Consider the following 22,572-nt stretch of genomic DNA (forward strand, 5'->3'; position numbering starts at 1 on the left):
ATGCTATGACGGACTGGCATACACGAGCCATTATTTATCAGATTGATACCGCGCTATTTTATGATTTGAACGGCGATGGCTGTGGGGACATCGCCGGGATAGCGTCTAAGCTACGCTATATTCGCCGCATGGGGGCGACGGTCATCTGGATCACCCCGTTTTACCTCACGCCTTTTCTCGATGAAGGCTACGACGTTAGCGACCACCTCCAGGTGGACCCCCGCTTCGGAAAGCTGGCCGATATCATTGCCTTTATCGAGCAGGCCCGTGAGCTTGGCATGCAGGTCATTATCGAGCTGCTGATCCAGCACACGTCGGACGCGCATCCCTGGTTCCAGCAGGCACGCCGCAACCCGGCGTCACCCTATCGTGATTATTACCTCTGGTCGGATAACGACGAGGACGATACGCCCCCCATGTTTCCCGGCGTGGAAAAGAGCATCTGGACCTGGGACAATGAGGCGGGACAATACTACCGGCACATGTTTTATCGCCACGAGCCGGATCTGAACCTCACCTCGCCCGCGGTGCTTAAAGAGATTGAAAACATCATCCTCTTCTGGCTCAAGCTGGGCGTATCGGGATTTCGCCTCGATGCTGCCTCCCATCTCACCACGCAGGCAGGCGACGGTGACGAAAAAAAAGGGCTGTGGATCCTCGAACATATGCGGCGTCTTATCGAACAGCGCAATCCGGACGCGATCCTGCTGGGTGAAGTGGACGTAGACGTTGAGGCCTATAAAGACTACTTCGGCAATAATGACCGCCTGAATCTGGTGCTCAACTTCTGGATCAACAAGTATTTCTACGTCAGCCTGGCCCGCAAAAGCGCCCGCCCGCTGCGCAATGCGGTGAAGAAGATGATCGTCCCGCCTGACTCCTGCTGTTTTGCCAACTGGCTGCGCAATCACGACGAGCTGGATCTGGAAGGCATCAGTCAGAAAGATAAACAGTTTGTCCTCGATACCTTCGCCCCTGATGAGGAGATGAACGTCTATCAGCGCGGGATCCGCCGCCGCCTGGCGCCGATGCTCAACGGCGATCGGAAGCGGCTGGCGTTCTGCCACGCGGTGCTGTTTTCCCTGCCGGGTGTCCCGGTGATGCGCTACGGCGACGAGATAGGCATGGGTGACGACCTGGATCTGGAGGAGCGCTACGCCGTCCGTACCCCGATGCAGTGGGCGGGGTCACAGGGAGGCGGTTTCTCTGCGGCAGACCCTGAAAAATTTATCGCGCCGATTATCGACCGCGGCCCTTACCGCTATCAGAAAGTCAACGTCGCCGATTCGCTGCTTCACCGCAACTCGCTCCTGCATCGGATCATTGATATTGCCACTACCCGCTCGGAGTTCCCCGAAATAGCCGTTGCGCCCTTTCGGCTTATCACAATCGATGATGACGCGGTGCTGGGGCTCTATTACGAAACCGACGAGCGCAGCATCCTGACCTTCGTTAACTTCAGCGACCAGCCGGTGCAGTTCACGGCCAAAGGGATCCGCAACGCCATCTGGACCGCCTGTCTCGCGGACAAGCGCTACGATGACGCGCTGATTTGCGGTAAAACCGTTCAGCTCAGTCTTGGCGGCTACGGCTACCGCTGGTTCTGGACGCACCGTAGCGCGCTGCGCTGACTACGGTTTCCGGCGGGTTATCAGACGCGTCAGCACTACCCCCGCCACCGCGAGGGCGCCCAGCGCTACCTTACCCGGCATGCCGGAGGTGACGGATGGCGCGCGGGTTTTTGCCTCGTCAGTAAAGCGGCCATGGATTTTATGCAGATCGTTAACCGGCTGGTCGAGGTAGTCCCGGCGATCCGGCGCGTTGAGATCGTCGGTCATTTGGCCTTCCCAGGCCTTTTTTACCATCAGCCGGTCAAGAAAACCGGGGAAGAAAAATTGCCCGACGATGGACTGGATGGTGCTGCTGCCAACCCACAGCTCGCGCACCGGTTTTTGCGCCACTCTGAAGATGGCGCTGGCGGCCACCTCAGGCTCGAACACCGGCGGCACCGGGCGCATCGCCCAGGCGAACTTGTTCCTCGCCCATTCGAACTGCGGGGTATTGAGCCCCGGCATCTGGACCATCGAAAGCTGAACCCGGCTGTTCTCATGCATCAGCTCGGTACGCACCGCATCGGTAAACCCGCGGATCGCCGCCTTTGCCCCGCAGTAGGCTGACTGCAGCGGAATGGAACGGTAGGCCAGCGCGGACCCCACCTGGATAATCACCCCCCTGTCGCGCGGAACCATAAGCTCAAGCGCGGCGCGAGTGCCGTTCACGTAGCCGAGGTACGTCACCTCAGTCACGCGCCGAAACTCGTCCGGCGTGAGGGTGCGAAACGGCGCCAGAACGGCCCCCATCGCGTTGTTCACCCAGACATCAATCGCGCCGAGGCGATACTCAATTTCGTTAGCGGCATCCACCACCGCCTGGCTGTCGGCGACGTCCGCCTGCACGGCGTGGGCATTAACGCCAAAGCGCCGTAGCTCCTCCTGAGTCGAGTGCAGGCTGGCTTCATCGCGGGCGATGAGCCCCACGTCGTAACCTGCCTTTGCGAAGTGCAGCGCCGTGGCTTTTCCCACGCCCGCCGTCCCGCCGGTAATCACTATGACAGCCATAGAACCTCCACGTGAGTTTATCCGTTATTCCCGTCCGACAATGTTGTCACCAGTTCAGCCAGCGAGTAATGCACCGCTTTTTCGACCACATCCTGACAGTCACCGGAGAAAAGCACGGTGCGGGTCTTCGTCTCGCCGCGTATGTTCCACGCGAAGCAGACCGTCCCCGCCGCCGTGCCGTCGTCGCCCCCTTCCGGGCCCGCGTAGCCGCTGATGGCGATGCTGATATCGGCCTGGGCGATGTCGCGGATACTGGCGGCCATTTCGGTTACCGTCTGCTCGCTCACGGCCGTAAACCGCTCAAGCGTCTCAGGACGCACGCCGAGGATCCGCGCTTTGGCTTCATCGCTGAACACGACCAGGCCGACATCATAAAATTCGGCGGTGTTTTCCTCTGCGCAAAGCGCTACCGAGAGCTTGCCGCCCGTGCAGGATTCCGCGGTGGTTAAGCGAAGCCCGAGATCGGTTAATTTGCTCGCCAGCTTTTTTGTCAGTTCACCCACGGTATTATTACTGTCGTGGAAAAGATTGCTCATCTTACCGCCTCTTATTTCTCGAAAGGAATGATTGAAATATGTCCATTGCGCTCAAGTATGGCATATTTAATTTCACTCATTTCTGTAAGCCCATTATTTTGACGCGCTGACACCAGAATATCATCACAGGATACGTCGACTTTTTTCAGCTTATCGGCTAACGGCACCCCGTTCTCGACCAAAATCACCGGCGTACCATCCAGAATATTCTCCACAGGGGAAAAATATTTTTTCATCAACCCAAATATTATATCCACTACCACCAACGTGGTAATAGTAATCATCGCACCGGTAACGGAAAAATCCTGTCCAAGAAGCGCCTGCTGCGTGGCTTCACTAATTATCAGGAGCAGGATGAGATCGAAGCTGGTCATCTGCAGCAGCGCGCGACGCCCGGCCACTTTAAATACCACCACGAGGAACAGATAAATAGCCAGCGCGCGAAAGACCATATCCATATCAGCCTCCTAGGGGTAAATGAATTGCCAGATGTTAATCTCCGACTCGCTGTTGACGCGGATGACGGTGTTCCATTTACCGGCTCTGGAAGGTGTCGTGAACAGTAACACGGAGAAGCTGTCGGATTTTTTCAGGTTGTTATAGACAAAAAAGAGGGTCTTCCCGCGGCTGAACATAGCGTCCGGCTGCGGCCAGACGCTGCCGGGCTCATACGCATCGCTGCTCTCGCTGGTCATACTAAGGACATACTTCCCCTCGGTCTGCACCGGAAACGCGAGAGCCATCCGCGTCTCTGTCTCCCGTCGTCCAAAGCGTTCATAGTCTATGGTCAGTGATTTAGCGGAATTCGTTTTGACCGTGTCGCTGACCATTCCACTGGAAAACAGACCGGCAATCGCCGCAACGATAATACCCAGCAGAACAATAAAACCCACCTGACGAAACGCGTATTCAAACGTCAGCAAACGGTAACTCTCATCTATCCCGGGTAACTTTTCATTTTCACGCTTCATGGCCATCGTCACCGTTTCGCTTATTATCCGATAATTTTGATTTCTAACGCGAATGTTTTTAGGACTTATCACATTTGCCACATAAAGGAATAGCAACAATACTTAATAAGTCAAGACACGCAAAATGAAGGATATCGGATGAAATTATCACTTATTTCCGCTTTATTGATATTTCTGGTTCCGTCCGCATGGGCAGATAATAACGGGGGTTTACAAAAAGGTGAAGCGCCACCACCTCCCCACGCGCTTGATAGCGGATATCGCGGAACAGACGATGCGCGTATTATGACCATCAAACAGGCAAAAGAATTGCACGATGGTGCGACAATTTCATTACGCGGTAATCTTATTGACGGTAACGGCGATAAGTTTGTATTTCAGGATAAAACCGGAAAAATCGACGTTATTATTTCCCAGGCAGTTTTCGACGGCAGAACGGTAAAACCCGACCAGATGATCAGTATCAACGGTTCGCTTGATAAAAAATCATCTCCTGCCGTCGTCCGTGTTGATCGTTTGCAGAAATAATTCAGCGAAGCGTTAACGCTGCAGTTATCCATCAAATCTCACCCCTTGGCTTAAGGAGTCAGCTATGAGTGATACTAAACAACGTACGAACGCTTACCCGCAGCCCCCGTTCCCGGAACAGCCGCAAACGCCGCCGGGACTGGCATCTGAAATGCAGCCCGTACCCGACCACGGGGAACAAAGCTATAAAGGGCATGGTCGCCTTGCCGGCAAAAAAGCGCTGATTACCGGCGGAGACTCCGGTATTGGGCGCGCGGTCGCTATCGCCTATGCGCGTGAAGGCGCTGACGTTGCCATTAACTACCTGCCCGAAGAGGAAAAAGACGCCGCTGAGGTCATCGACCTGATCGAAGCGGAAGGTCGCAAGGCCGTCGCGCTGCCGGGGGACGTCCGGGACGAAACCTTCTGCAAAAATCTGGTTGAAGAAGCCGTCTCGAAGCTGGGCGGGCTGGACATTCTGGTCAACAACGCCGGCCGTCAGCAGTTCCGTGAATCGCTTGAGGAACTGACCACGGAAGATTTTGACGCAACGTTTAAAACCAACGTTTACGCCCCTTTCTGGATCACCAAAGCGGCGCTGCGCCACCTGAAAGCGTCGTCCGTTATCATTAATACCTCCTCCGTTCAGGCGGTGAAGCCCAGCCCCGTGCTGCTGGACTACGCCCAGACGAAAGCCTGTCTGGCGGTGTTTACCAAATCCTTAGCCAAACAGCTGGGTCCGAAAGGCATTCGCGTCAACGCGGTTGCTCCTGGCCCTTACTGGACGGTTCTGCAATCCAGCGGCGGGCAGCCGATGGAAAAAGTGAAGGAGTTCGGGGGAGACACCCCGCTGGGACGTCCGGGCCAGCCCGTCGAGATTGCCCCGCTGTACGTCACGCTGGCCTCAGATGAATGTTCATTTACGTCCGGCCAGGTGTGGTGTTCCGATGGCGGTGACGGCGTGATCTAAACCGGTAAACGATACCCCTCCGCAATGAGCAATAAATGAACAAGGATGTTCGCTTTTATTCCCCTGCCAAAAAACATGTTGTAACTCAAACAGATCAAATGTTAAAAATATTTTGCTATCAGGTTATCAAAATTAAACAACTTAACTTGTCACCCGCATCGCTCTGTTTTTAACATCGCCTATGGAAAAAAATGGTCTGTTCAGTCAGCGCATACGCTTGCGCCATTTGCATACATTTGTGGCCGTCGCTCAACAGGGAACGCTGGGGCGTGCGGCTGAAACTCTCAACCTGAGCCAGCCTGCGCTCTCAAAAACTCTCAACGAGCTGGAACAGCTGACCGGTGCCCGTCTTTTTGACCGCGGCCGGCTGGGGGCGCAGCTTACCATCGTGGGTGAACAGTTCCTCACGCACGCCGTGAAAGTGCTGGATGCACTCAATACCGCAGGCCAGTCCCTGCACCGAAAAGAAGAGCAATCCAGTGAGGTGGTGCGCGTGGGTGCTTTGCCTACCGCGGCGCTGGGCATCCTTCCGCCCGTTATCGGCCAGTTCCACAAGCAGCAGCGGCATACCACGATTCAGGTCGCCACCATGAATAACACCATGCTTCTCGCGGGGCTAAAATCGGGCGAACTGGATCTCGGTATCGGTCGCATGTCCGACCCTGAGCTGATGGGTGGCCTCAACTATGAACTGCTGTTCCTGGAGTCCCTGAAGCTGGTGGTTCGTCCCGATCACCCTCTGCTGCAGGACACGGTCACGTTAAGCCGCGTGATGGAATGGCCGGTGGTGGTTTGCCCGAAAGGGACCGTTCCCCGCCAGACCGCCGAAACCTTGCTGCAAATGCAGGGGTGTACGCTGCCCTCAGGATGTATCGAAACGCTGTCGGCCTCGCTTTCGCGCCAGCTTACGCTGGATTATGACTACGTCTGGTTCGTTCCCTCCGGCGCGGTGAAAGATGATTTACGCCAGGGAACGCTGATCGCCCTGCCGATTACCTCCCCTGGCCCCGGTGAACCTATCGGCATTTTGACCCGCGTAGACACGCCGCTTTCAACGGGCGCGCAGACGCTGCTGAGCGCTATCCGTAAATCAATGCCGGTCTGACACCTTTCTCTTCTCACCCTAACCCTCTCCCCAGCGGGGCGAGGGCATTGTCCTGCGCCCTAATCAATTAATGCGAAATCATTCATTAACAATTGCGCAAAACATTTTAACAGTTTTATCATAGCGACGAATTCACCAAATGGTTCGTAAATAATTTTACAACCCCGAATTCACCCGTATTAATCATTCTTCCCTCCGCATTTATTACCCAACTGGTACACACCCAGCACGACGGGGGGATCTTAAGGAGACAGAAATGGCATTTGGCAGCGCGCCACGTGGGATACCGCGTATCCTGCAGTGGCTTCTTGCCGGACTGATGTTGCTCATCGGTCTGGCGGTCGGCGGGCTGGGCTTTAAGCTCGTCACCGTAGGCGGAAGTGGATACTTCCTGATAATGGGCGTGGTAATGGTGATTGCCGCGATCCTGATTTTCCTCAACCGCACCAGCGGGATCGTGCTTTACGGCATCGCGTTTATTGCCTCGCTGTTCTGGGCGGTAAGCGATGCGGGCTGGGATTTCTGGCCGCTCTTCTCCCGCCTGTTTACCTTTGCCGTACTGGCCTTCCTCTGCGCCATCGTCTGGCCTTTCCTGCGCGCGGCAAACCACAGCGCCGCGAACAAGGCTCCCGCTTTTGGCGTCGCGGCCGTGCTCGCGGTAGCGATGCTGGTCAGCCTGGGCTGGATGTTTAAGCCGCAGACCCTCGTGGCAGCGAACGAGCCCGTTCCGGTGAAACCCGTCGCCCCCGGCGAGCAGCAAAAGAACTGGGCGCACTGGGGCAATACCACCCACGGCGACCGTTTCGCCGCGCTGGACCAGATTAACAAGCAAAACGTCAGCGACCTGAAGGTCGCCTGGGTTGCGCACACCGGCGATATTCCGCAGAGCAACGGCTCGGGCGCGGAAGATCAGAACACGCCATTGCAGATTGGCGACACGCTGTACGTCTGTACTCCATACAGTAAAGTACTGGCGCTGGACGTGGATTCCGGCAAGGAAAAATGGCGCTACGATTCCAAAGCCACGGCGCCTAACTGGCAGCGCTGCCGCGGTCTGGGCTATTTTGAAGACCATTCCAGCGTGACAACGTCACAGGCAGAAACACCGATTGCGGCATGCCCTCGCCGCCTGTTCCTGCCGACCACCGACGCCCGCCTGATTGCCATCAACGCGGATACCGGCAAGGTCTGCGAAGACTTCGGCGACCATGGCACGGTGGATCTCAGCGTCGGCATGGGCGAGATCAAGCCCGGATATTATCAGCAGACCTCCACGCCGCTGGTTGCAGGCAATGTGGTTGTCGTCGGCGGTCGCGTCGCGGATAACTACTCCACCGGCGAACCGCCGGGCGTAGTGCGCGCCTACGACGTTCACACCGGTAAGCTGGCCTGGGCGTGGGATCCGGGTAATCCGAACCTGACCGGCCTGCCGCCGGAAGGCCAGACCTACACGCGCGGTACGCCGAACGTCTGGTCCGCGATGTCTTACGACGCTAAGCTGAACCTGATCTACCTGCCAACCGGCAACGCCACCCCGGACTTCTGGGCGGGCGAACGAACCGCGCTGGACGATAAGTACAGTTCCTCCATCGTCGCCGTCGACGTGACGACCGGTCAGGTGCGCTGGCATTTCCAGACGACCCATCACGACCTGTGGGACTTTGACCTGCCTTCCCAGCCGCTGCTGTACGACCTGCCCGACGGTAAGGGCGGCACCACGCCTGTGCTGGTGCAGACCAGCAAGCAGGGCATGATCTTCATGCTTAACCGCGAAACCGGCAAGCCGGTGGCGAAGGTAGAAGAACGTCCTGTCCCGGCGGGTAACGTTGAAGGTGAACGCTACTCGCCGACCCAGCCGTATTCCGTTGGCATGCCGATGATTGGCAACCAGACGCTGACCGAATCCGACATGTGGGGCGCGACGCCTGTCGACCTGCTGCTGTGCCGCATTCAGTTTAAAGAGATGCGTCATCAGGGCGTCTTCACCCCGCCGGGTCTCGACCGTTCCCTGCAGTTCCCCGGCTCACTCGGCGGGATGAACTGGGGCAGCGTCTCCGTTGACCCGAACAACAGCCTGATGTTCGTCAACGATATGCGCCTGGGTCTTGCAAACTACATGGTGCCGCGCGCGAACGTGGCGAAAAACGCCAGCGGCATCGAGATGGGTATCGTCCCGATGGACGGCACGCCGTTCGGCGCGATGCGCGAACGCTTCCTGTCGCCGCTGGGCATTCCATGCCAGAAGCCGCCGTTCGGCACCATGTCGGCCGTTGACCTGAAAACCGGCAAGCTGGTCTGGCAGGTCCCTGTCGGCACGGTGGAAGATACCGGCCCGCTGGGCATTCGCATGCACATGCCAATCCCAATCGGTATGCCGACCCTGGGCGCATCACTCTCTACCCAGTCCGGCCTGCTGTTCTTCGCCGGCACGCAGGATTTCTACCTGCGCGCGTTTGATACTGCCACCGGGAAAGAGATCTGGAAAGACCGCCTGCCGGTCGGCAGCCAGTCCGGCCCGATGACCTACGTATCGCCGAAAACCGGTAAGCAGTACATCATCATCAACGCCGGGGGCGCTCGACAGTCGCCGGATCGGGGTGATTACGTTATCGCGTACGCGTTGCCCGATAAGAAATAAGATGTGAAAAAGGGACCGAAAGGTCCCTTTTTTATCTGGTGGCGCAACTCAGAACGTTTCCCAGTTATCCCCGGAAACCGTCGCCGCCGGGCGTAGCGGAGCGCTCTTCGCTAACGGCGCAGACGACGCCGCGCGGCCCGGCTTTACACTGCTCAACCGAAACGCCCCAACCGCCTCGGTCAGACGCGCCCCCTGTTCTTCCAGTGACGCCGCCGCCGCGGAAGCTTCTTCCACCAGCGAGGCGTTCTGCTGGGTCACTTTATCCATCTCAGAAATCGCCTGGCTCACCTGCACGATACCGCGGCTCTGCTCGTCGGACGCTGCGGCAATCTCCAGCATGATGTCGGTCACGCGTTTAACCGCGTCGACGATTTCATTCATGGTGTTACCGGCGGCGACAACTTCACCGGAACCCTGGTCGATCAGCGAGACCGATTCGTTGATCAGGCTTTCGATCTCTTTTGCGGCATTCGCACTGCGGCTTGCAAGGGTTCGGACTTCGCTTGCCACCACGGCAAACCCTCGCCCCTGCTCGCCCGCCCGCGCCGCTTCTACCGCCGCGTTAAGCGCCAGGATATTGGTCTGGAAGGCAATGCTGTTGATGACGGCGGTAATCTCCGAGATTTTCTTCGAGCTGCTGGAGATATTGCCCATGGTTTTAACCACGCCGGAGACCATCTGGCCGCCGCGGCTGGCTTTACCTGACGCATCTTCAGCCAGCTTGCTGGCATGATGGGCGTTATCGGCGTTCTGCTTCACCGTCGCGGTCAACTGTTCCATGCTTGCGGCGGTTTGCTCAATGGCTGCGGCCTGCTGCTCGGTACGTGAAGAGAGATCGGTGTTACCGGCAGAAATCTCGCTGGTGCCGCGATAGATCTCCTCCGCCCCCTGACGTACGGTGCCCACCGTGTTTTCCAGCGAGTGCTGCATGGTTTGCAGATCGCGCGTCAGGCGGCCAATTTCGCTGCGCCCGGCCACATCGTCCGGCATCGTCAGGTCGCCTTTGGCGATATTCTCGATACGTTTCGCTGCCCGCTGCAAAGGATTGATTACCGTGCGGCGCAGCACGACAAAGGTCATGGCCGTCAGTACCAGCGCCAGCGCAAACGCGCCCACCATAAACATCAGGCCCAGCTGCGTGCGGCTGTGCGCCTGCGCCGTCAGCGCATTGGCACGGTCGGTACGGATCTTAATCGCCTTCAGCAGCACGGCGTTGTAAGCATCATCCAGCGGGCGCGCCGTTTCGTTTTCGTGGTTGATAATCGCTTCGAACATGCCGTTTTTGGCGAATTTCAACATCGGCTGCATGCCCGAGATATAGGCGTCGTAGCGTGCTTTCAGATCAGCGTCCAGCGCTTCGTCTGAAGAGGTGCGCACCGTACGGTTCATATAGGCGGTAAAGCTATCCTGGGACTGCTTAATGCGCTTTTCCGCCTCGCTGATGTTCTGCTTCATCGCATCCATCTCCGCGATACGGCTTGCCGCACCGGCGTGGATCAGATTGATACGTGCGGTTCGCAGATGGTTTGAGCTGTTCGACAGCCCCATACGCACCTGAATTTCGGATGTGACATCCTGCTGATCGTTATCGGCCTGCAGCAGGAAATACCCCGCCAGACCCGAGCTCAAGGCAAACAGAAGAATAATGCCACCGAGAATGGAGGAAAACAGCGGAACCAGCCTGATGTGATGCAAGAAGCCCAGCTTGCGCTGCGCCAGCATCGAAGTAGTGTTGTCCATGACCGTCGACTCTCTTGTAGGTAAGATGCGTAAAAACACGCCTGTTAAATAGTCATCGGCACGGCAGAGATTTAGATTACGGCTAAAAACGCCGCACTGGTCACACTTTAGAGAAGATTATTAAAGAAACGCCAGCGGCGAAAAACCGCTGGCAGAAGAGTTACTTGTCGCCGAAATGAATGACGGTACGGATGGATTTTCCTTCGTGCATCAGATCGAACGCGTCGTTGATCTGCTCCAGCGGCAATCGGTGGGTAATGAACGGGTCGAGCTGAATCTTGCCGACCATCGCATCTTCCACCATACCCGGAAGCTGGGTACGGCCCTTCACGCCGCCAAACGCGGAGCCGCGCCACACGCGACCGGTGACCAGCTGGAATGGACGGGTTTTAATCTCCTGGCCCGCACCGGCAACGCCTATGATAATGCTCTCGCCCCAGCCTTTGTGGCAGCATTCGAGCGCGGAACGCATCACGTTCACGTTGCCGATACATTCAAAGCTGAAGTCAACGCCGCCGTCGGTCATCTCAACGATGACATCCTGAATCGGTTTTTCGTGATCTTTCGGGTTCACGAAATCGGTCGCGCCCATTTCACCCGCCAGCTTGAATTTCTCCGGATTGGTGTCGACCGCGATGATACGCCCGGCCTTCGCCTGCACCGCGCCCTGAATCACCGCCAGACCAATGCCGCCGAGACCGAACACCGCCACGGTGTCGCCCTCTTTGACTTTTGCCGTGTTATGCACCGCGCCAATGCCGGTGGTCACGCCGCAGCCCAGCAGGCAGACTTTATCCAGCGGTGCCTGCGGGTTCACCTTCGCCAGCGAGATCTCCGCGCAAACGGTGTATTCGCTGAAGGTGCTGGTGCCCATGTAGTGATAAACAGGCTCGCCGTTATAAGAGAAACGGGTGGTACCGTCCGGCATCAGTCCTTTCCCCTGGGTAGCGCGAACCGCCTGGCAGAGGTTGGTTTTACCGGATTTACAGAACTTACACTCGCCGCACTCCGCGGTGTACAGCGGGATAACGTGATCGCCAGGCTTCAGGCTGGTCACGCCCTCGCCCACTTCCACCACAATCCCGCCGCCTTCATGGCCGAGTACCGCCGGGAAAACGCCTTCAGGATCGTCACCGGACAGCGTAAACGCATCGGTATGGCACACGCCGGTATGGGTGATTTTGATCAGCACTTCGCCTTTCTTCGGCGGTGCAACGTCGATTTCAACGATTTTCAGCGGCTGGCCGGGACCAAATGCAACTGCAGCGCGAGATTTCATATGTCTTCCCTTTTTGTCAGGTGTGTGGGTTTATTTTAGATAAGAGCGCAGCAAATGGCCGACTTCTGCCATGCGTACGGCTCGCTGATCCGGCGTGGTTTCCCCCGTCACCAGCTCATCTTTGAGGTGAATTTCAACCATTTCGCCCATCAGGCCATTGGCAGCCCCGCGCACGGCGGCGATTTGCTGCAGGATGGCCAGACAGGGATCGCCCGACTCCAGCGCGCGTTCAAGGGCATCAACCTGGCCCCGAATGCGGCGGACGCGAGTAAGAATACGTTTTTTATCTTCGGGTGAATGCGGCATACGCCCTCCTGATACTATAGGGGGGTATGGTATTTAACTTTCCTGGTGATGTAAACCTTCTATTTGAACAGTATATTTGACGACAATGCGATTGCCGCCGCACAACGTTATGCCGCCAGTATAACCTCTCCATAATCAGCAAGATCGGTCAGGATTCTGGCCGTTCGGTGAGGCAATGTGGGTCATCAGGAGGATGCAATGAACGATGCAATCAAAACGGCTTACCGCGAGCGCTTCACGATGGTGTGCGACTATATCGCCCGCCATCTCGATGAACCGCTCACGCTGGAGAAGCTCAGCGCGTTAGCCTGCTGTTCGCCCTATCATTTTCACCGGCAGTTTCTGGCGTTTAGCGGCCAGCCTTTATATCGCTATATCCAGTGGCTGCGTCTGCGTCATGCTTCCTGGCGACTGGCGTTTAATCCTCAGGATAAGGTGATTGATATTGCGCTCGATGCCGGTTTCCAGAGCCCGGAATCGTTCAGTCGCGCCTTCAGAAACGCGTTTGGAAAAAGCCCGCGTCAGTTTCGGCAGCAGCCGGATTGGCTGAACTGGCACCAGCGCGTACCGAAAATGACCTTTCAGGAGCAAAAAACGATGGAAATTAAGATTGTCGATTTCCCACAGACCCAAGTGGCAATGCTGCAGCACCGTGGCAACCCGGATCGGGTAAATGACAGCGCGGCGAAATTTATTGCCTGGCGTAAAAGCACGGGCCTATCGCCAGTACACGAAAGCAGCACGTTTGGCATTGCCTGGGATGACCCGGCAACCACACCCGCAGACGCCTTTCGTTTCGATATCTGCGGCAGTATCTCTGAAGCGATACCAGAAAATGAATTCGGGGTTTGCAGTGGCGAAATCGACGGCGGACGATACGCCGTAGCCCGCCACACGGGTTCTCTGGATACCATTTCCGCTACGGTGTGGGCGATGTTTCGCGACTGGCTACCGGCCAGCGGCGAAACGCTGCGCGATGCCCCGGTATTTTTCCACTACCTCAACCTTATTCACGAGGTGCCAGAACATGCGCTGCAAACGGATATCTACCTGCCGTTAAAGTGACTCTCCCTTATTGACCGCCATGTATGCCGGGTGGCACTGCGCTTGCCCGGCCTACGGTTCCCTGCCAGCCTGCGCCAGCGTTTGCAGCTCCTCCTTAAGCCAGCGGGTTGCGCCCCGCTGGCCGCTGCGTTTATGGGAGTAAATTTTCACTTCAAACGTGCGTATCGAAAACGGTAAAGGAAAAATCCTCAGGTCCGCTGCCGCAGCCAGCTTCTCAGCGGCAAACCGGGGGATCGCCATCAGCAGGTCGCTTTCCGCTACGATAAACGGCGCGCTGAGCATCGATGGCGTTTTGATCGCTATTTGTCGGGTATAGCCCAGCTGTTCCAGCCGCACGTCCAGAACACCCTGCTTCTCATTCCATGGCGTCACCACCAGGTGTCGGGCTGCGAGATACTCCTCCAGCGCGAGACGCGTCCGGCGCGCGTTGCTGATGACCACATACTCATCTTCAAACCAGTCGATCTCTTCCAGCTCCGGGTGCCGGATATCATCCTGAGTGCTGAACCCCAGCGCGAGATCCACTTCGCCCGCCAGCAGTTCCGTCAGCGCCGGGCTGTGCGGCAGATAGCGCAATTCGAAACGCAAACCCGGGGCCGCAAGCTGCAGTTTGTGCATCAGCGCCGGGAAAATGCACAGCGCGGTAAAATCCGTAATCCCAATTTGTAAGCTTTCGGTACTGCTGGCCGGGTCAAACTCCGGCTGCGGGGTCAGCTCATGATTCAGGAACGACAATGCGGAAGCAATGGAAGGCGCAAGCTGAGAGGCATACACGCTGGGGGACATGCGATGCCCTTCGCGAAAAAAGAGCGGGTCATTAAGGGTAATGCGCAAACGCGACAGCGCATGGCTCAGTGCCGATGTGCTCATCGCCAGCTCGTCAGCGGCCAGCCGAACGGAACGGTGGCGGTAAATCGCGTCGAAAACGGGCAGCAGGTTTAAATCAAGGCGTCTCAGTATCGGATGCATAATATTCATCATTTGTTGATTTCATTGCACTTAATTCTTCGGACAATACTCCGTATGCTTATCGCCATCAATCGAACACAGGCTAAAAAGCAGGAAAAACAATGAGCATCACCATTCGTCAGGCCCGCCCCGAAGATGCGGCAGTAATATATGCCATGATCTACGAGCTGGCGGTGTATGAAAAAGCGCCGGAAGAAGTGGTTACCACGCCGGAGGAGATCCGCGAAACGCTCTTTGGCGCAGGCACAAAAACCGAAGCGTTGATCGCGGAATTTGAAGGCAAGATCGCCGGCTATGCCGTTTTCTTCACCAGCTATTCTACCTGGCTCGGACGCAACGGGATTTATATGGAAGACCTGTACGTTTCTCCGGAGTATCGTGGTAAAGGCGCGGGAAGAGCGCTGCTGAAACATATCGCGCAGCTGGCGGTGAGACGGCAGTGCGGCCGCCTTGAATGGAGCGTGCTCGACTGGAACCAGCCCGCTATTGATTTTTACCTGAGCATAGGCGCACTGCCGCAGTCCGAATGGGTACGCTATCGTCTTGATGGCGAGGCGCTGCTGAAATTTGCCGAATAGCGACACGTGGTACCCGAGTAGATCCCGCCCGGCGGGATCGCTCTGTCCTGCCCTGATCCCGTCTCAACAGATGATGAATTTATGCTACCCTTCCATAAATTTCATAAACATAGTGCAGAACGCCATGACGACAGCCCCTTTTATCCGCCCACAACTTTCCCTGCCAGACGGTGCCGACAAGCTGCTGCTGCACTCCTGCTGCGCCCCCTGTTCGGGTGAAGTGATGGAGGCTATCCAGGCTTCGGGGATTGACTACACGATTTTCTTCTACAACCCCAATATCCATCCGCAGAAGGAATACCTCATCCGCAAGGAGGAAAATATTCGCTTTGCGGAAAAACACGGCGTGCCGTTTGTTGATGCCGATTACGACACCGATAACTGGTTTGAGCGCGCGAAAGGCATGGAATGGGAACCCGAGCGTGGCGTCCGCTGCACCATGTGCTTCGATATGCGTTTCGAGCGTACGGCATTCTATGCGGCTGAAAATGGATTCAGCGTCATAAGCAGCTCGCTGGGGATTTCCCGCTGGAAAAACATGCAGCAGATAAATGACTGCGGCCAGCGTGCTGCCGCGCGCTACCCGGGTATGGTTTACTGGGACTATAACTGGCGTAAACAGGGCGGCTCCTCTCGCATGATTGAGATCAGCAAGCGGGAGCAGTTTTACCAGCAGGAATACTGCGGGTGCGTTTATTCGCTCAGGGACAGTAACCTGCATCGTAAGTCTCAGGGACGCCCGCTGATCCGCATCGGGAAACTGTATTATGGTCAGGATGACAGTGAGAAATAACGGGTTACCGGTATAGAGATATATCCGAAAACAGCCCTGCCGGGTGCCGAAATTAACCTTTCGTCTCCCACATCCACAAAGAGCGGCTATCCTTAAATTATCAACAAAAGGAGGCAAAAATGTCTGATTTCGGTACTGATAAAAACACCCAGTTTGCTGAAGATAAAGCAAAAAATAAATTTGATGAGCTTGCAGGTTCAGCGCAGCAGCAGTTTGGTGAATTCGTAGATTCACCAAAGCATCAGGTAAAAGGTGCGGCTAAAAAATATGCCGCGCAGGCCAGCGATGCCGTTTCCGACGTCACTGAAGCTGTCAGAAATAATCCCCTCACCGGCCTCATCGCCGCAGGTGCGGTAGGTATTGTTCTCGGCCTGCTGTTGGGTCGAAAATAATAAAAGGCCCTTCGGGGCTTTATTTTTTCTTAACTAAAAATTCTGACCATGCGATCTAACTCGTCCTCTTTCACGGCTCGCGATAAATAATATCCCTGAAAGTTTTTGACGCCCAGCGCGACTAATTTTTCAAATTTTTCCTCACTGTCTACTCCCTCTGCAATACAGTCCGTTCCGGTCATGTCGCTATAAATCTGTATCGCTTTAATCAGGTTATAGTCATTGTCGTTTGCCACAAAATGCTCAACGATATCCCGATCCAGCTTGAGTCCATCAAAAAGCACCTGCCGCACCGGGAACATGGTTTGGTGATTAGAGAAGCAGTCATCCAGAAACAATCGACACCCCGTATTACGCAAATGCCGCATGGTTTCTGGGATCCCTTTGTCCTTCGTCACGTCAATATCTTCTGCGAATTCAAAGACCAGCTTCTCGGCCCACTGCGGTTTGAGCAGCATGTCGATAGCTTTCCTTGCCATATCAGGCAATGCATTTCCTGAAGCCAGGCGAGGTGGAATATTCACAGAAAAATAGTATTTACCATTATACTTATTAATTCCCGACACGGCGGCATGAATAACTAGCGCGGTAATTTTCAACCATATCTCATGATTTGAAATATCCGTGAGAAAACTGGTCGGCTTGACAATTTTACCGTTTTTATTCCAGCGGATCAGTATCTCAAAGCCTACGCCTTTTTTGTCACGATCGGTAATGATCTGATAAGCAGGGAAGATCTCTTTTTTATATAATGCATTAAAAATCTCTGCTTCCTTATCCGTAAATTCCGTGTTTTGACTCCGCCGCTTGATACTTCTTTCCGCATTGAAATTATGCGAATCGTGTAACCACCGCTTAATTAAGCGTAATTTCAGCACGCCTTCCTTACGGTGGGTATAAACCGTTTTATTAGATAATCCCATTTCATCGCACATTTCTTTTACGGACATGCCGCGGTAGAAATTTAATAAAACGTCAATCTCTCTTTTTGTTAGCCACTTTACGTTGTCTTGCGAAGAATTATCCCTGTAGCGATCGCGTAATAAGTACGAACGTTCCTTAAATACATGATGGTGCGTATGAGAACCAGTGACGACATCCGAAACGCGGGCTAGTCGAATCAATGATAATTGATAACTATTATTTAAAAGACTGCCCAGGGTGCGATATAGCCAGCCATCCGGTATGTCGCCATACAGCGTGACGCGTCGAATAACGGGCAACGCATTGAGCACGGACGCCAGTCGCTTCAGGCTCTCCAGGAGACTTAAGATACCTTTTCCGAGAAACACCACAACATGAGCATTCTGATTTATAAGGATATTTTCCATATCCTGTTGCGATGCCTCATCCCCATCAAAATGAATATGCGAAGCCTGTATTCCGTACTGGTTAAGGAACAGACGATATCCCTGGAACGTAAAACCGCAGGCTGAGATGACAAACTTTTGTTCATCGCACGCCCTATTTCTGAGAGAAATGTTGTGGGTCATAAACTGCTCCTGGGCACTAAGGCACCATTTCCATTTGTGAATGCGTAAAATTTAACGCACCTGTTATAAACATTAATTTTACAGTACAGCCTAAGGGTAAGAAACAGTTATCAGCTGAACTCAGAGGAACATCTTTGCGTTAATCACCGCCGTTTAAATATACTTTTCTTTGCAAATAACAACGGCAAACATCTTATTCTCAGGGTATAATGAAAATTCCGAAAAAGAAGACTGGATACTTCATCTATCGGTTCATTCAAATACGAGAAAAATGCTATGGATAATCACATCTCATCCAGGGCCTTGCTACATCGAAGGGATGTTATAAAGAGCAATCCGCGATTCGGTGAGGCAATTTTAGAGCACTACACAATTAATGACACCATCTACAAAAAACAACCTTTGTTCTACAAGACAATGCTGCAGGAATCCCGGTTCAACATTATCCTCTCCATGTGTTGTTTTATTTTTGGAAATCAGGCCGAATCAGTTTCAGAGATTAAAGAGTTATGCTCTCGCTATAAAATAGCCAGCCCCAACAGCGTTATTGCGATCATTACAATACTGAGAACTACCGGACGCATCAGTACCTGGCGCTGCACGGAGGACCGACGCAAAACGAGAATCGCGCCAACTGAAAAAGGTCTCAATGAACTTAAGCGTTATATGTCCGGGGCATTTTTGCCCGTCAGCATTCTTTATCCGACTTTTAATATTAATGTAAACCTGCTGGATAATGATATTTTGAGAAACAACTTCTTCCGCCGCGCGGCTGAATATCTTTTTCGGGGATTAACGTTCAGAAAGGTGCTACCTGAAGTGGGGTTGTTTATTGATAAAGATGGAGGGCGAATGATTATGCTTTATATCTATTTGCAGGCCATGAAAAATAAATCCGCCCACGGAGCCGTCATTGACTATTCAGCGAGCACGCTCGCAAAAGAATTTTTCGTTTCGCGCATCCACGTCAACCGAATTATTAAAACGGCGCAAGAGGCGGGCTATCTTAAAGATCGGGGTGATGGAAAAATGTCGATCTATCCGGCCTTTATCGAACTGGTGGAAAACTATGCCGGTTTATATTTTGCGTATGTCACGCATTACATCAACGTGGTGCCTAAAGAACGACGCCACCTTAACAACGTGGCGTCAACGGTATAATTAACGTGGCGTTCGGGATCCCGAACGCCACTCTCTTATCTTTCGCGCAGCGCCTCTTTCGCCTTGTTTAGCGGCTTCAGCAGATAATCCAGGATGGTTTTACTGCCGGTTTTAATATCAACGGTAGCTATCATGCCCGGAAAGACCGGAAATTCCTGGCCGTGCTTATTGGTCAGATGGTTACTGTCGGTACGGATATAGACGCGATAGTAGTAGACATCTCTTTTCACTTCATCCTGCAGGGTGTCCGGGGAAATCATGGTCACTTCCCCTTCCAGCCCGCCATAAATGGAATAGTCATAGGCCGTAATTTTCACCAGCGCTTTCTGGCCGGGATGGATAAACGCCACGTCGCGAGGCGAAATTTTCGCTTCGACCACCATCTGATCGTCCAGCGGGACCAGGCTCATCAGCTTGCCGTTCGGCGGGATAACACCTCCCACGGTGGTGACGTCAATATCCTTCACGATCCCGCGAACCGGGGCATTGAAGGTCAGACGGGTCAGGGAGTCCTCACGCCCCTTCATCACCGAACGCTGGGCTTCTATCTCCGCGTTGGCTTTCGCCAGCTCTTCGCGGGCGCGAACGTAATACTGGTTTTTCATCTCGGTAATTTTATTCTCAAGCTCATTTTTTTGTCGCTCAAGACGTAACACCTCAACCTTGCTGGCCGCCCCCTGGGTCACCAGCGGACGGGTCAACGACAGCTCGCGCTGCACCAGCTCGGCGCCCTGACGCAAACCGGCCAGCCCTTTTTCAAGGCTTTCACGACGGGACTGGTAGAGCGCTGTTTCCTGTTTAACCAGCTCAACGTCGTCATCCAGCTCTTCCGGGAACGCAAGTTCCGTATCGTTCACCTCGGCCTTCAGGCGCGCCGCCGTTGCAAGCGCGGCATTCAGACGCGACTCACTCTCCAGCACGCTCGACTCGGTTTTGGTTCGGTCAAGCTGCGCGAGCTGCTGGCCGCGTTCCACGATGTCACCTTCGCGCACCAGCAGGCTGTGGATAATGCCGCCTTCCAGAGACTGAATAACCTGCTCATGAGAAGACGGTATGACCTTGCCGCTGCCGGTCGTCACTTCATCCAGTTGGAACAGACTTGCCCAGGTGATAAACGCCGCCAGCAGGGCGAACAGCGACCATGCCACGAGTGACGAGCGCGGCAGACGTGGCTCCTTCAGTCGACTATTGAAACGAGATAAATCATTCATGCCGCGCCCTCCTCTGCAACCGCCGCCGGCTTCATGGTCACGGTGCGCTGCGCGGCTTTCTGCGGTGCCATGCCGTGCTGATGCAGGATCGCATCGCGCGAGCCGTCCATCACCACCTTGCCGTTTTCCAGCACGATGATGCGGTCAACCAGGTCCAGTATCGGCAGACGATGCGTCGCCACGACCAGCGTCCGGCGTTTACCCAACCATTTGTGGAGATGCTGAATAAACTGCTTCTCGCTCATCTCGTCCAGCCAGGCAGTAGGCTCGTCCAGCAGCAGGATATTCGGGGAGGTGATCAGCGCGCGCGCCAGCAGCAGCGCCTGACGCTGACCGCCGGAGAGGCCCGTTCCGCCCTCGTTGATGATGGTGTTCAGCCCCATTTTCTGTTTGCGCACGAACTCCAGCGCGCCGCTGTTGACCAGCGCCTGGTGAATCTCGTCGTCGGTAGCGAGCGGGTTCCCCATCAGGATGTTGTCCCGCACGGAGCCAAAGAACAGCCGGGCGTGCTGGCCGAGCAGCTGCATGTCGCGACGCACGTCGGCCGGGTCCAGATGATTGAGGGCAATATCGTCCAGCAGGATGCTGCCCTGCTGCGGCTCCTGCATGCCCGCCAGCAGCTGCAACAGCGTGCTTTTACCGGAGCCATTACGCCCGAGCACCGCCACGCGCTCTCCGGCGCGGATCTGCAGCTTGCTGACGTTGAGCACGGTGAGTTTCTCTTCCTCGTCGTAATAAAACCCGACGTCATCAAGCGCATAGTCGCCGCGCAGGTGGGCTTTGTGGACCTTCTTGCCGTGCTGCGGATCGTCAATCGGACGCTGCATCAGGTCGTCCAGCCCCTTGCGGGCCACTTTTGCCGACTGCCAGCGCGACAGCACGCCTGAGATCTGCGACAGCGGCGCGATGGTGCGCGACGCCAGAATCGAGGTGCCCACCAGCGCACCGGTGGTCATGTCGCCGCTGATGACCAGATAACAGCCCACCAGCAGTACCACCGCATAGACGATGGACTGCACCTCCTGAGTCCAGGTCAGCAGTAACCCCGTCAGCCAGCGCTGCTTCATGCCGACGCTGGCGGCGACGTCGTTGGTGTTATTCCACTGGTTCTGGAAACGCTGCTCGGCGCGCATCAGCTTGATGTCTTCAATGCCCTGCACCGCTTCCACCAGCGTGGCGTTACGGATGGCGGATTCACGCATCCCTTCGCTGGAGAGTTTCCCCAGCGGGCGCTGCACCAGCAGGCCGGGGATAAGCAGCAGCGGCACGGCGAGCAGGACCACCAGCACCAGCGGCCCGCCAATCATCCACAGAATAAAGACGAACAGCAGGAAGAACGGCAGATCGGAGATCGCCGCGATGGTGGTCGAGGTGATGAGCTCGCGCACCGACTCCAGCTCGCGGATCTGGGCGATAAAGGATCCGGTTGATTTGGAGCGCGCGCCATTTTTAATCCGCAGCGCGTGGGCAAAAACGCGTTCGGAGATGCGCAGGTCGGCGCGTTTCCCCACCACGTCGGAAATATGCACGCGCAGCATGCGCATAATGAATTCGAACACGATGGCAATCATCACGCCGCCAAACAGCACCCATAATGTGGCTTCAGACTGTGACGGGACCACCCTGTCGTACACCTGCATGGAGAAAACCATGCCCGAAAGCGCCAGCACGTTGGCGACCAGCGCCACCAGCATAATGTCGCTGTAACGTCGCCAGTCCTTCAGCGCCAGCTGCCAGAACCAGTTTTTCTCATAGGGTTTGATGTAGTCATCCACGCGGGCATCCGGCGTGGATTCGAGCGGGCGCAGCACCATCAGGCCCTTTAACCGCGACCCGAGCTCATCGCGCGTCAGCGTTGTCTCCAGCCCCGCGTCGCCGCTAAACTGCAGGCTGACGTTACCTTCGCTGTCCATGCGGTTAATGACCGCGATTTGTCCGCCGGTAAATTCCGCCAGCAGCGGCAGACGCCACGGATCGAGGGATACCGCTTCCGCCGCCACCACACGCATCCCCAGCCCAAGCTGGCGCGCCATCTCCTCCAGCACCAGCTGGCGCGGAGACTGGCTTTCATGGTTAATCGTGACCCGAACATGCTCCGCGGAAAAATCCAGCCGGTAATGCTTCGCGATGATGAGCATGCCCTGCAGCCAGGGTTCGTACTGTGGATGTGTCTTCATAATGCTACGTCCTGTCCAGCGCGATAATTACGCACTGAAATGATACCTTTACGGGATGATTGA

21 protein-coding genes are annotated in these 22,572 nt (G+C 55.4%); 10 read left to right on the plus strand and 11 right to left on the minus strand.

Features of this window, described 5'->3' with window-relative positions:
- The first annotated feature begins 5 nt into the window (after positions 1-5).
- A complete protein-coding gene (locus NUX24_RS05640; protein WP_257830193.1) occupies positions 6-1,631 on the plus strand; it encodes an alpha-amylase family protein in 1,626 nt (541 codons plus the stop codon).
- Here NUX24_RS05640 and NUX24_RS05645 read toward each other — a convergent pair whose 3' ends face one another.
- Genes NUX24_RS05645 through NUX24_RS05660 form a run of 4 tightly spaced genes read right to left on the minus strand, consistent with a single transcriptional unit; the run spans position 1,632 to position 4,125 of the window.
- Complete coding sequence (locus tag NUX24_RS05645; protein ID WP_126328494.1) at positions 1,632-2,618, minus strand: SDR family oxidoreductase; 987 nt, start codon at positions 2,616-2,618, stop codon at positions 1,632-1,634.
- Positions 2,619-2,635: 17 nt separating this feature from the next.
- The gene (locus NUX24_RS05650) at positions 2,636-3,154 is read right to left on the minus strand and encodes a 2-oxo-tetronate isomerase (protein ID WP_032657136.1); all 519 of its coding nucleotides are present in this window, start codon (positions 3,152-3,154) and stop codon (positions 2,636-2,638) included.
- Between the two features lie 11 nt (positions 3,155-3,165).
- The gene (locus NUX24_RS05655) at positions 3,166-3,612 is read right to left on the minus strand and encodes a DUF421 domain-containing protein (protein WP_126328493.1); all 447 of its coding nucleotides are present in this window, start codon (positions 3,610-3,612) and stop codon (positions 3,166-3,168) included.
- Between the two features lie 9 nt (positions 3,613-3,621).
- Complete coding sequence (locus NUX24_RS05660; protein ID WP_257830194.1) at positions 3,622-4,125, minus strand: hypothetical protein; 504 nt, start codon at positions 4,123-4,125, stop codon at positions 3,622-3,624.
- 138 nt (positions 4,126-4,263) lie between these two features.
- Here NUX24_RS05660 and NUX24_RS05665 point away from each other — a divergent pair, with 138 nt between their 5' ends.
- The 4 genes from NUX24_RS05665 to NUX24_RS05680 all read left to right on the plus strand — a co-directional run bounded on the left by NUX24_RS05665 (position 4,264) and on the right by NUX24_RS05680 (position 9,345).
- Positions 4,264-4,653, plus strand: a complete 390-nt coding sequence (locus NUX24_RS05665) for a YdeI family stress tolerance OB fold protein (protein ID WP_257830195.1) — start codon at positions 4,264-4,266, stop codon at positions 4,651-4,653.
- A 64-nt stretch (positions 4,654-4,717) separates the two neighbouring features.
- Positions 4,718-5,602: an SDR family oxidoreductase gene (locus NUX24_RS05670; RefSeq protein ID WP_047651249.1), complete on the plus strand. Its 885-nt coding sequence runs from the start codon at positions 4,718-4,720 to the stop codon at positions 5,600-5,602.
- Between the two features lie 181 nt (positions 5,603-5,783).
- On the plus strand, positions 5,784-6,707 hold the full coding sequence (locus NUX24_RS05675; protein WP_033145495.1) for a LysR substrate-binding domain-containing protein: 924 nt from the start codon (positions 5,784-5,786) through the stop codon (positions 6,705-6,707).
- Between the two features lie 256 nt (positions 6,708-6,963).
- Positions 6,964-9,345, plus strand: a complete 2,382-nt coding sequence (locus NUX24_RS05680) for a glucose/quinate/shikimate family membrane-bound PQQ-dependent dehydrogenase (protein ID WP_257830198.1) — start codon at positions 6,964-6,966, stop codon at positions 9,343-9,345.
- Between the two features lie 48 nt (positions 9,346-9,393).
- Here the strand turns inward: NUX24_RS05680 and NUX24_RS05685 are convergent, their stop codons facing one another.
- From NUX24_RS05685 to NUX24_RS05695, 3 genes are all read right to left on the minus strand, one after another.
- Entirely contained in the window at positions 9,394-11,085 is a 1,692-nt protein-coding gene (locus NUX24_RS05685; RefSeq protein WP_257830199.1) for a methyl-accepting chemotaxis protein, read from the minus strand.
- Positions 11,086-11,245: 160 nt separating this feature from the next.
- Complete coding sequence (locus NUX24_RS05690; protein ID WP_032668253.1) at positions 11,246-12,364, minus strand: S-(hydroxymethyl)glutathione dehydrogenase/class III alcohol dehydrogenase; 1,119 nt, start codon at positions 12,362-12,364, stop codon at positions 11,246-11,248.
- Positions 12,365-12,394: 30 nt separating this feature from the next.
- Positions 12,395-12,670 carry a metal/formaldehyde-sensitive transcriptional repressor gene (locus tag NUX24_RS05695; protein WP_003857256.1) on the minus strand — a complete coding sequence of 92 codons (276 nt, stop codon included), beginning with the start codon at positions 12,668-12,670 and terminating at the stop codon, positions 12,395-12,397.
- A 198-nt stretch (positions 12,671-12,868) separates the two neighbouring features.
- Here NUX24_RS05695 and NUX24_RS05700 point away from each other — a divergent pair, with 198 nt between their 5' ends.
- Positions 12,869-13,735, plus strand: a complete 867-nt coding sequence (locus NUX24_RS05700; protein ID WP_257830200.1) for a GyrI-like domain-containing protein — start codon at positions 12,869-12,871, stop codon at positions 13,733-13,735.
- A 51-nt stretch (positions 13,736-13,786) separates the two neighbouring features.
- Here NUX24_RS05700 and NUX24_RS05705 read toward each other — a convergent pair whose 3' ends face one another.
- Positions 13,787-14,716, minus strand: a complete 930-nt coding sequence (locus NUX24_RS05705; RefSeq protein ID WP_257830201.1) for a LysR family transcriptional regulator — start codon at positions 14,714-14,716, stop codon at positions 13,787-13,789.
- Between the two features lie 89 nt (positions 14,717-14,805).
- On the opposite strand from NUX24_RS05705, the gene NUX24_RS05710 reads away from it, so the two are divergent.
- The 3 genes from NUX24_RS05710 (at position 14,806) to NUX24_RS05720 (ending at position 16,467) form a co-directional block, all read left to right on the plus strand.
- Positions 14,806-15,282: a GNAT family N-acetyltransferase gene (locus NUX24_RS05710; protein ID WP_047651244.1), complete on the plus strand. Its 477-nt coding sequence runs from the start codon at positions 14,806-14,808 to the stop codon at positions 15,280-15,282.
- Between the two features lie 124 nt (positions 15,283-15,406).
- Positions 15,407-16,075, plus strand: a complete 669-nt coding sequence (locus tag NUX24_RS05715; RefSeq protein ID WP_257830202.1) for an epoxyqueuosine reductase QueH — start codon at positions 15,407-15,409, stop codon at positions 16,073-16,075.
- 119 nt (positions 16,076-16,194) lie between these two features.
- A complete protein-coding gene (locus NUX24_RS05720) occupies positions 16,195-16,467 on the plus strand; it encodes a YqjD family protein (RefSeq protein ID WP_047651242.1) in 273 nt (90 codons plus the stop codon).
- Between the two features lie 29 nt (positions 16,468-16,496).
- Here NUX24_RS05720 and NUX24_RS05725 read toward each other — a convergent pair whose 3' ends face one another.
- Positions 16,497-17,960 carry an EAL domain-containing protein gene (locus NUX24_RS05725; protein WP_257830203.1) on the minus strand — a complete coding sequence of 488 codons (1,464 nt, stop codon included), beginning with the start codon at positions 17,958-17,960 and terminating at the stop codon, positions 16,497-16,499.
- 276 nt (positions 17,961-18,236) lie between these two features.
- Here NUX24_RS05725 and NUX24_RS05730 point away from each other — a divergent pair, with 276 nt between their 5' ends.
- The gene (locus tag NUX24_RS05730) at positions 18,237-19,121 is read left to right on the plus strand and encodes a hypothetical protein (RefSeq protein ID WP_047651240.1); all 885 of its coding nucleotides are present in this window, start codon (positions 18,237-18,239) and stop codon (positions 19,119-19,121) included.
- 35 nt (positions 19,122-19,156) lie between these two features.
- Here the strand turns inward: NUX24_RS05730 and NUX24_RS05735 are convergent, their stop codons facing one another.
- Together NUX24_RS05735 and NUX24_RS05740 are read right to left on the minus strand one after the other, a co-directional pair.
- Positions 19,157-20,332 (minus strand): HlyD family type I secretion periplasmic adaptor subunit, encoded by a 1,176-nt coding sequence (locus NUX24_RS05735; RefSeq protein WP_257830205.1) that lies wholly within the window; start codon positions 20,330-20,332, stop codon positions 19,157-19,159.
- Positions 20,329-22,509, minus strand: a complete 2,181-nt coding sequence (locus NUX24_RS05740; protein WP_257830206.1) for a type I secretion system permease/ATPase — start codon at positions 22,507-22,509, stop codon at positions 20,329-20,331. Before NUX24_RS05740 ends, NUX24_RS05735 begins: the two co-directional genes overlap by 4 nt.
- Between the last annotated feature and the right edge of the window lie 63 nt (positions 22,510-22,572).

This window comes from Enterobacter sp. HG048 (assembly GCF_024702055.1).
Taxonomy (GTDB): Bacteria; Pseudomonadota; Gammaproteobacteria; order Enterobacterales; family Enterobacteriaceae; genus Enterobacter; species Enterobacter dykesii.

Excerpts from the sequence above, each read along its gene's own strand:
- NUX24_RS05660 (WP_257830194.1), bottom strand. The coding sequence starts at position 4,125 with ATGAAGCGTGAAAATGAAAAGTTACCCGGGATAGATGAGAGTTACCGT.
- NUX24_RS05740 (WP_257830206.1), bottom strand. The coding sequence starts at position 22,509 with ATGAAGACACATCCACAGTACGAACCCTGGCTGCAGGGCATGCTCATC.
- NUX24_RS05710 (WP_047651244.1), top strand. The coding sequence starts at position 14,806 with ATGAGCATCACCATTCGTCAGGCCCGCCCCGAAGATGCGGCAGTAATA.
- NUX24_RS05735 (WP_257830205.1), bottom strand. The coding sequence starts at position 20,332 with ATGAATGATTTATCTCGTTTCAATAGTCGACTGAAGGAGCCACGTCTG.
- NUX24_RS05675 (WP_033145495.1), top strand. The coding sequence starts at position 5,784 with ATGGAAAAAAATGGTCTGTTCAGTCAGCGCATACGCTTGCGCCATTTG.
- NUX24_RS05665 (WP_257830195.1), top strand. The coding sequence starts at position 4,264 with ATGAAATTATCACTTATTTCCGCTTTATTGATATTTCTGGTTCCGTCC.
- NUX24_RS05680 (WP_257830198.1), top strand. The coding sequence starts at position 6,964 with ATGGCATTTGGCAGCGCGCCACGTGGGATACCGCGTATCCTGCAGTGG.
- NUX24_RS05720 (WP_047651242.1), top strand. The coding sequence starts at position 16,195 with ATGTCTGATTTCGGTACTGATAAAAACACCCAGTTTGCTGAAGATAAA.
- NUX24_RS05640 (WP_257830193.1), top strand. The coding sequence starts at position 6 with ATGACGGACTGGCATACACGAGCCATTATTTATCAGATTGATACCGCG.
- NUX24_RS05655 (WP_126328493.1), bottom strand. The coding sequence starts at position 3,612 with ATGGATATGGTCTTTCGCGCGCTGGCTATTTATCTGTTCCTCGTGGTG.
- NUX24_RS05690 (WP_032668253.1), bottom strand. The coding sequence starts at position 12,364 with ATGAAATCTCGCGCTGCAGTTGCATTTGGTCCCGGCCAGCCGCTGAAA.
- NUX24_RS05700 (WP_257830200.1), top strand. The coding sequence starts at position 12,869 with ATGAACGATGCAATCAAAACGGCTTACCGCGAGCGCTTCACGATGGTG.
- NUX24_RS05650 (WP_032657136.1), bottom strand. The coding sequence starts at position 3,154 with ATGAGCAATCTTTTCCACGACAGTAATAATACCGTGGGTGAACTGACA.
- NUX24_RS05645 (WP_126328494.1), bottom strand. The coding sequence starts at position 2,618 with ATGGCTGTCATAGTGATTACCGGCGGGACGGCGGGCGTGGGAAAAGCC.
- NUX24_RS05695 (WP_003857256.1), bottom strand. The coding sequence starts at position 12,670 with ATGCCGCATTCACCCGAAGATAAAAAACGTATTCTTACTCGCGTCCGC.
- NUX24_RS05670 (WP_047651249.1), top strand. The coding sequence starts at position 4,718 with ATGAGTGATACTAAACAACGTACGAACGCTTACCCGCAGCCCCCGTTC.
- NUX24_RS05730 (WP_047651240.1), top strand. The coding sequence starts at position 18,237 with ATGGATAATCACATCTCATCCAGGGCCTTGCTACATCGAAGGGATGTT.
- NUX24_RS05715 (WP_257830202.1), top strand. The coding sequence starts at position 15,407 with ATGACGACAGCCCCTTTTATCCGCCCACAACTTTCCCTGCCAGACGGT.
- NUX24_RS05725 (WP_257830203.1), bottom strand. The coding sequence starts at position 17,960 with ATGACCCACAACATTTCTCTCAGAAATAGGGCGTGCGATGAACAAAAG.
- NUX24_RS05685 (WP_257830199.1), bottom strand. The coding sequence starts at position 11,085 with ATGGACAACACTACTTCGATGCTGGCGCAGCGCAAGCTGGGCTTCTTG.
- NUX24_RS05705 (WP_257830201.1), bottom strand. The coding sequence starts at position 14,716 with ATGATGAATATTATGCATCCGATACTGAGACGCCTTGATTTAAACCTG.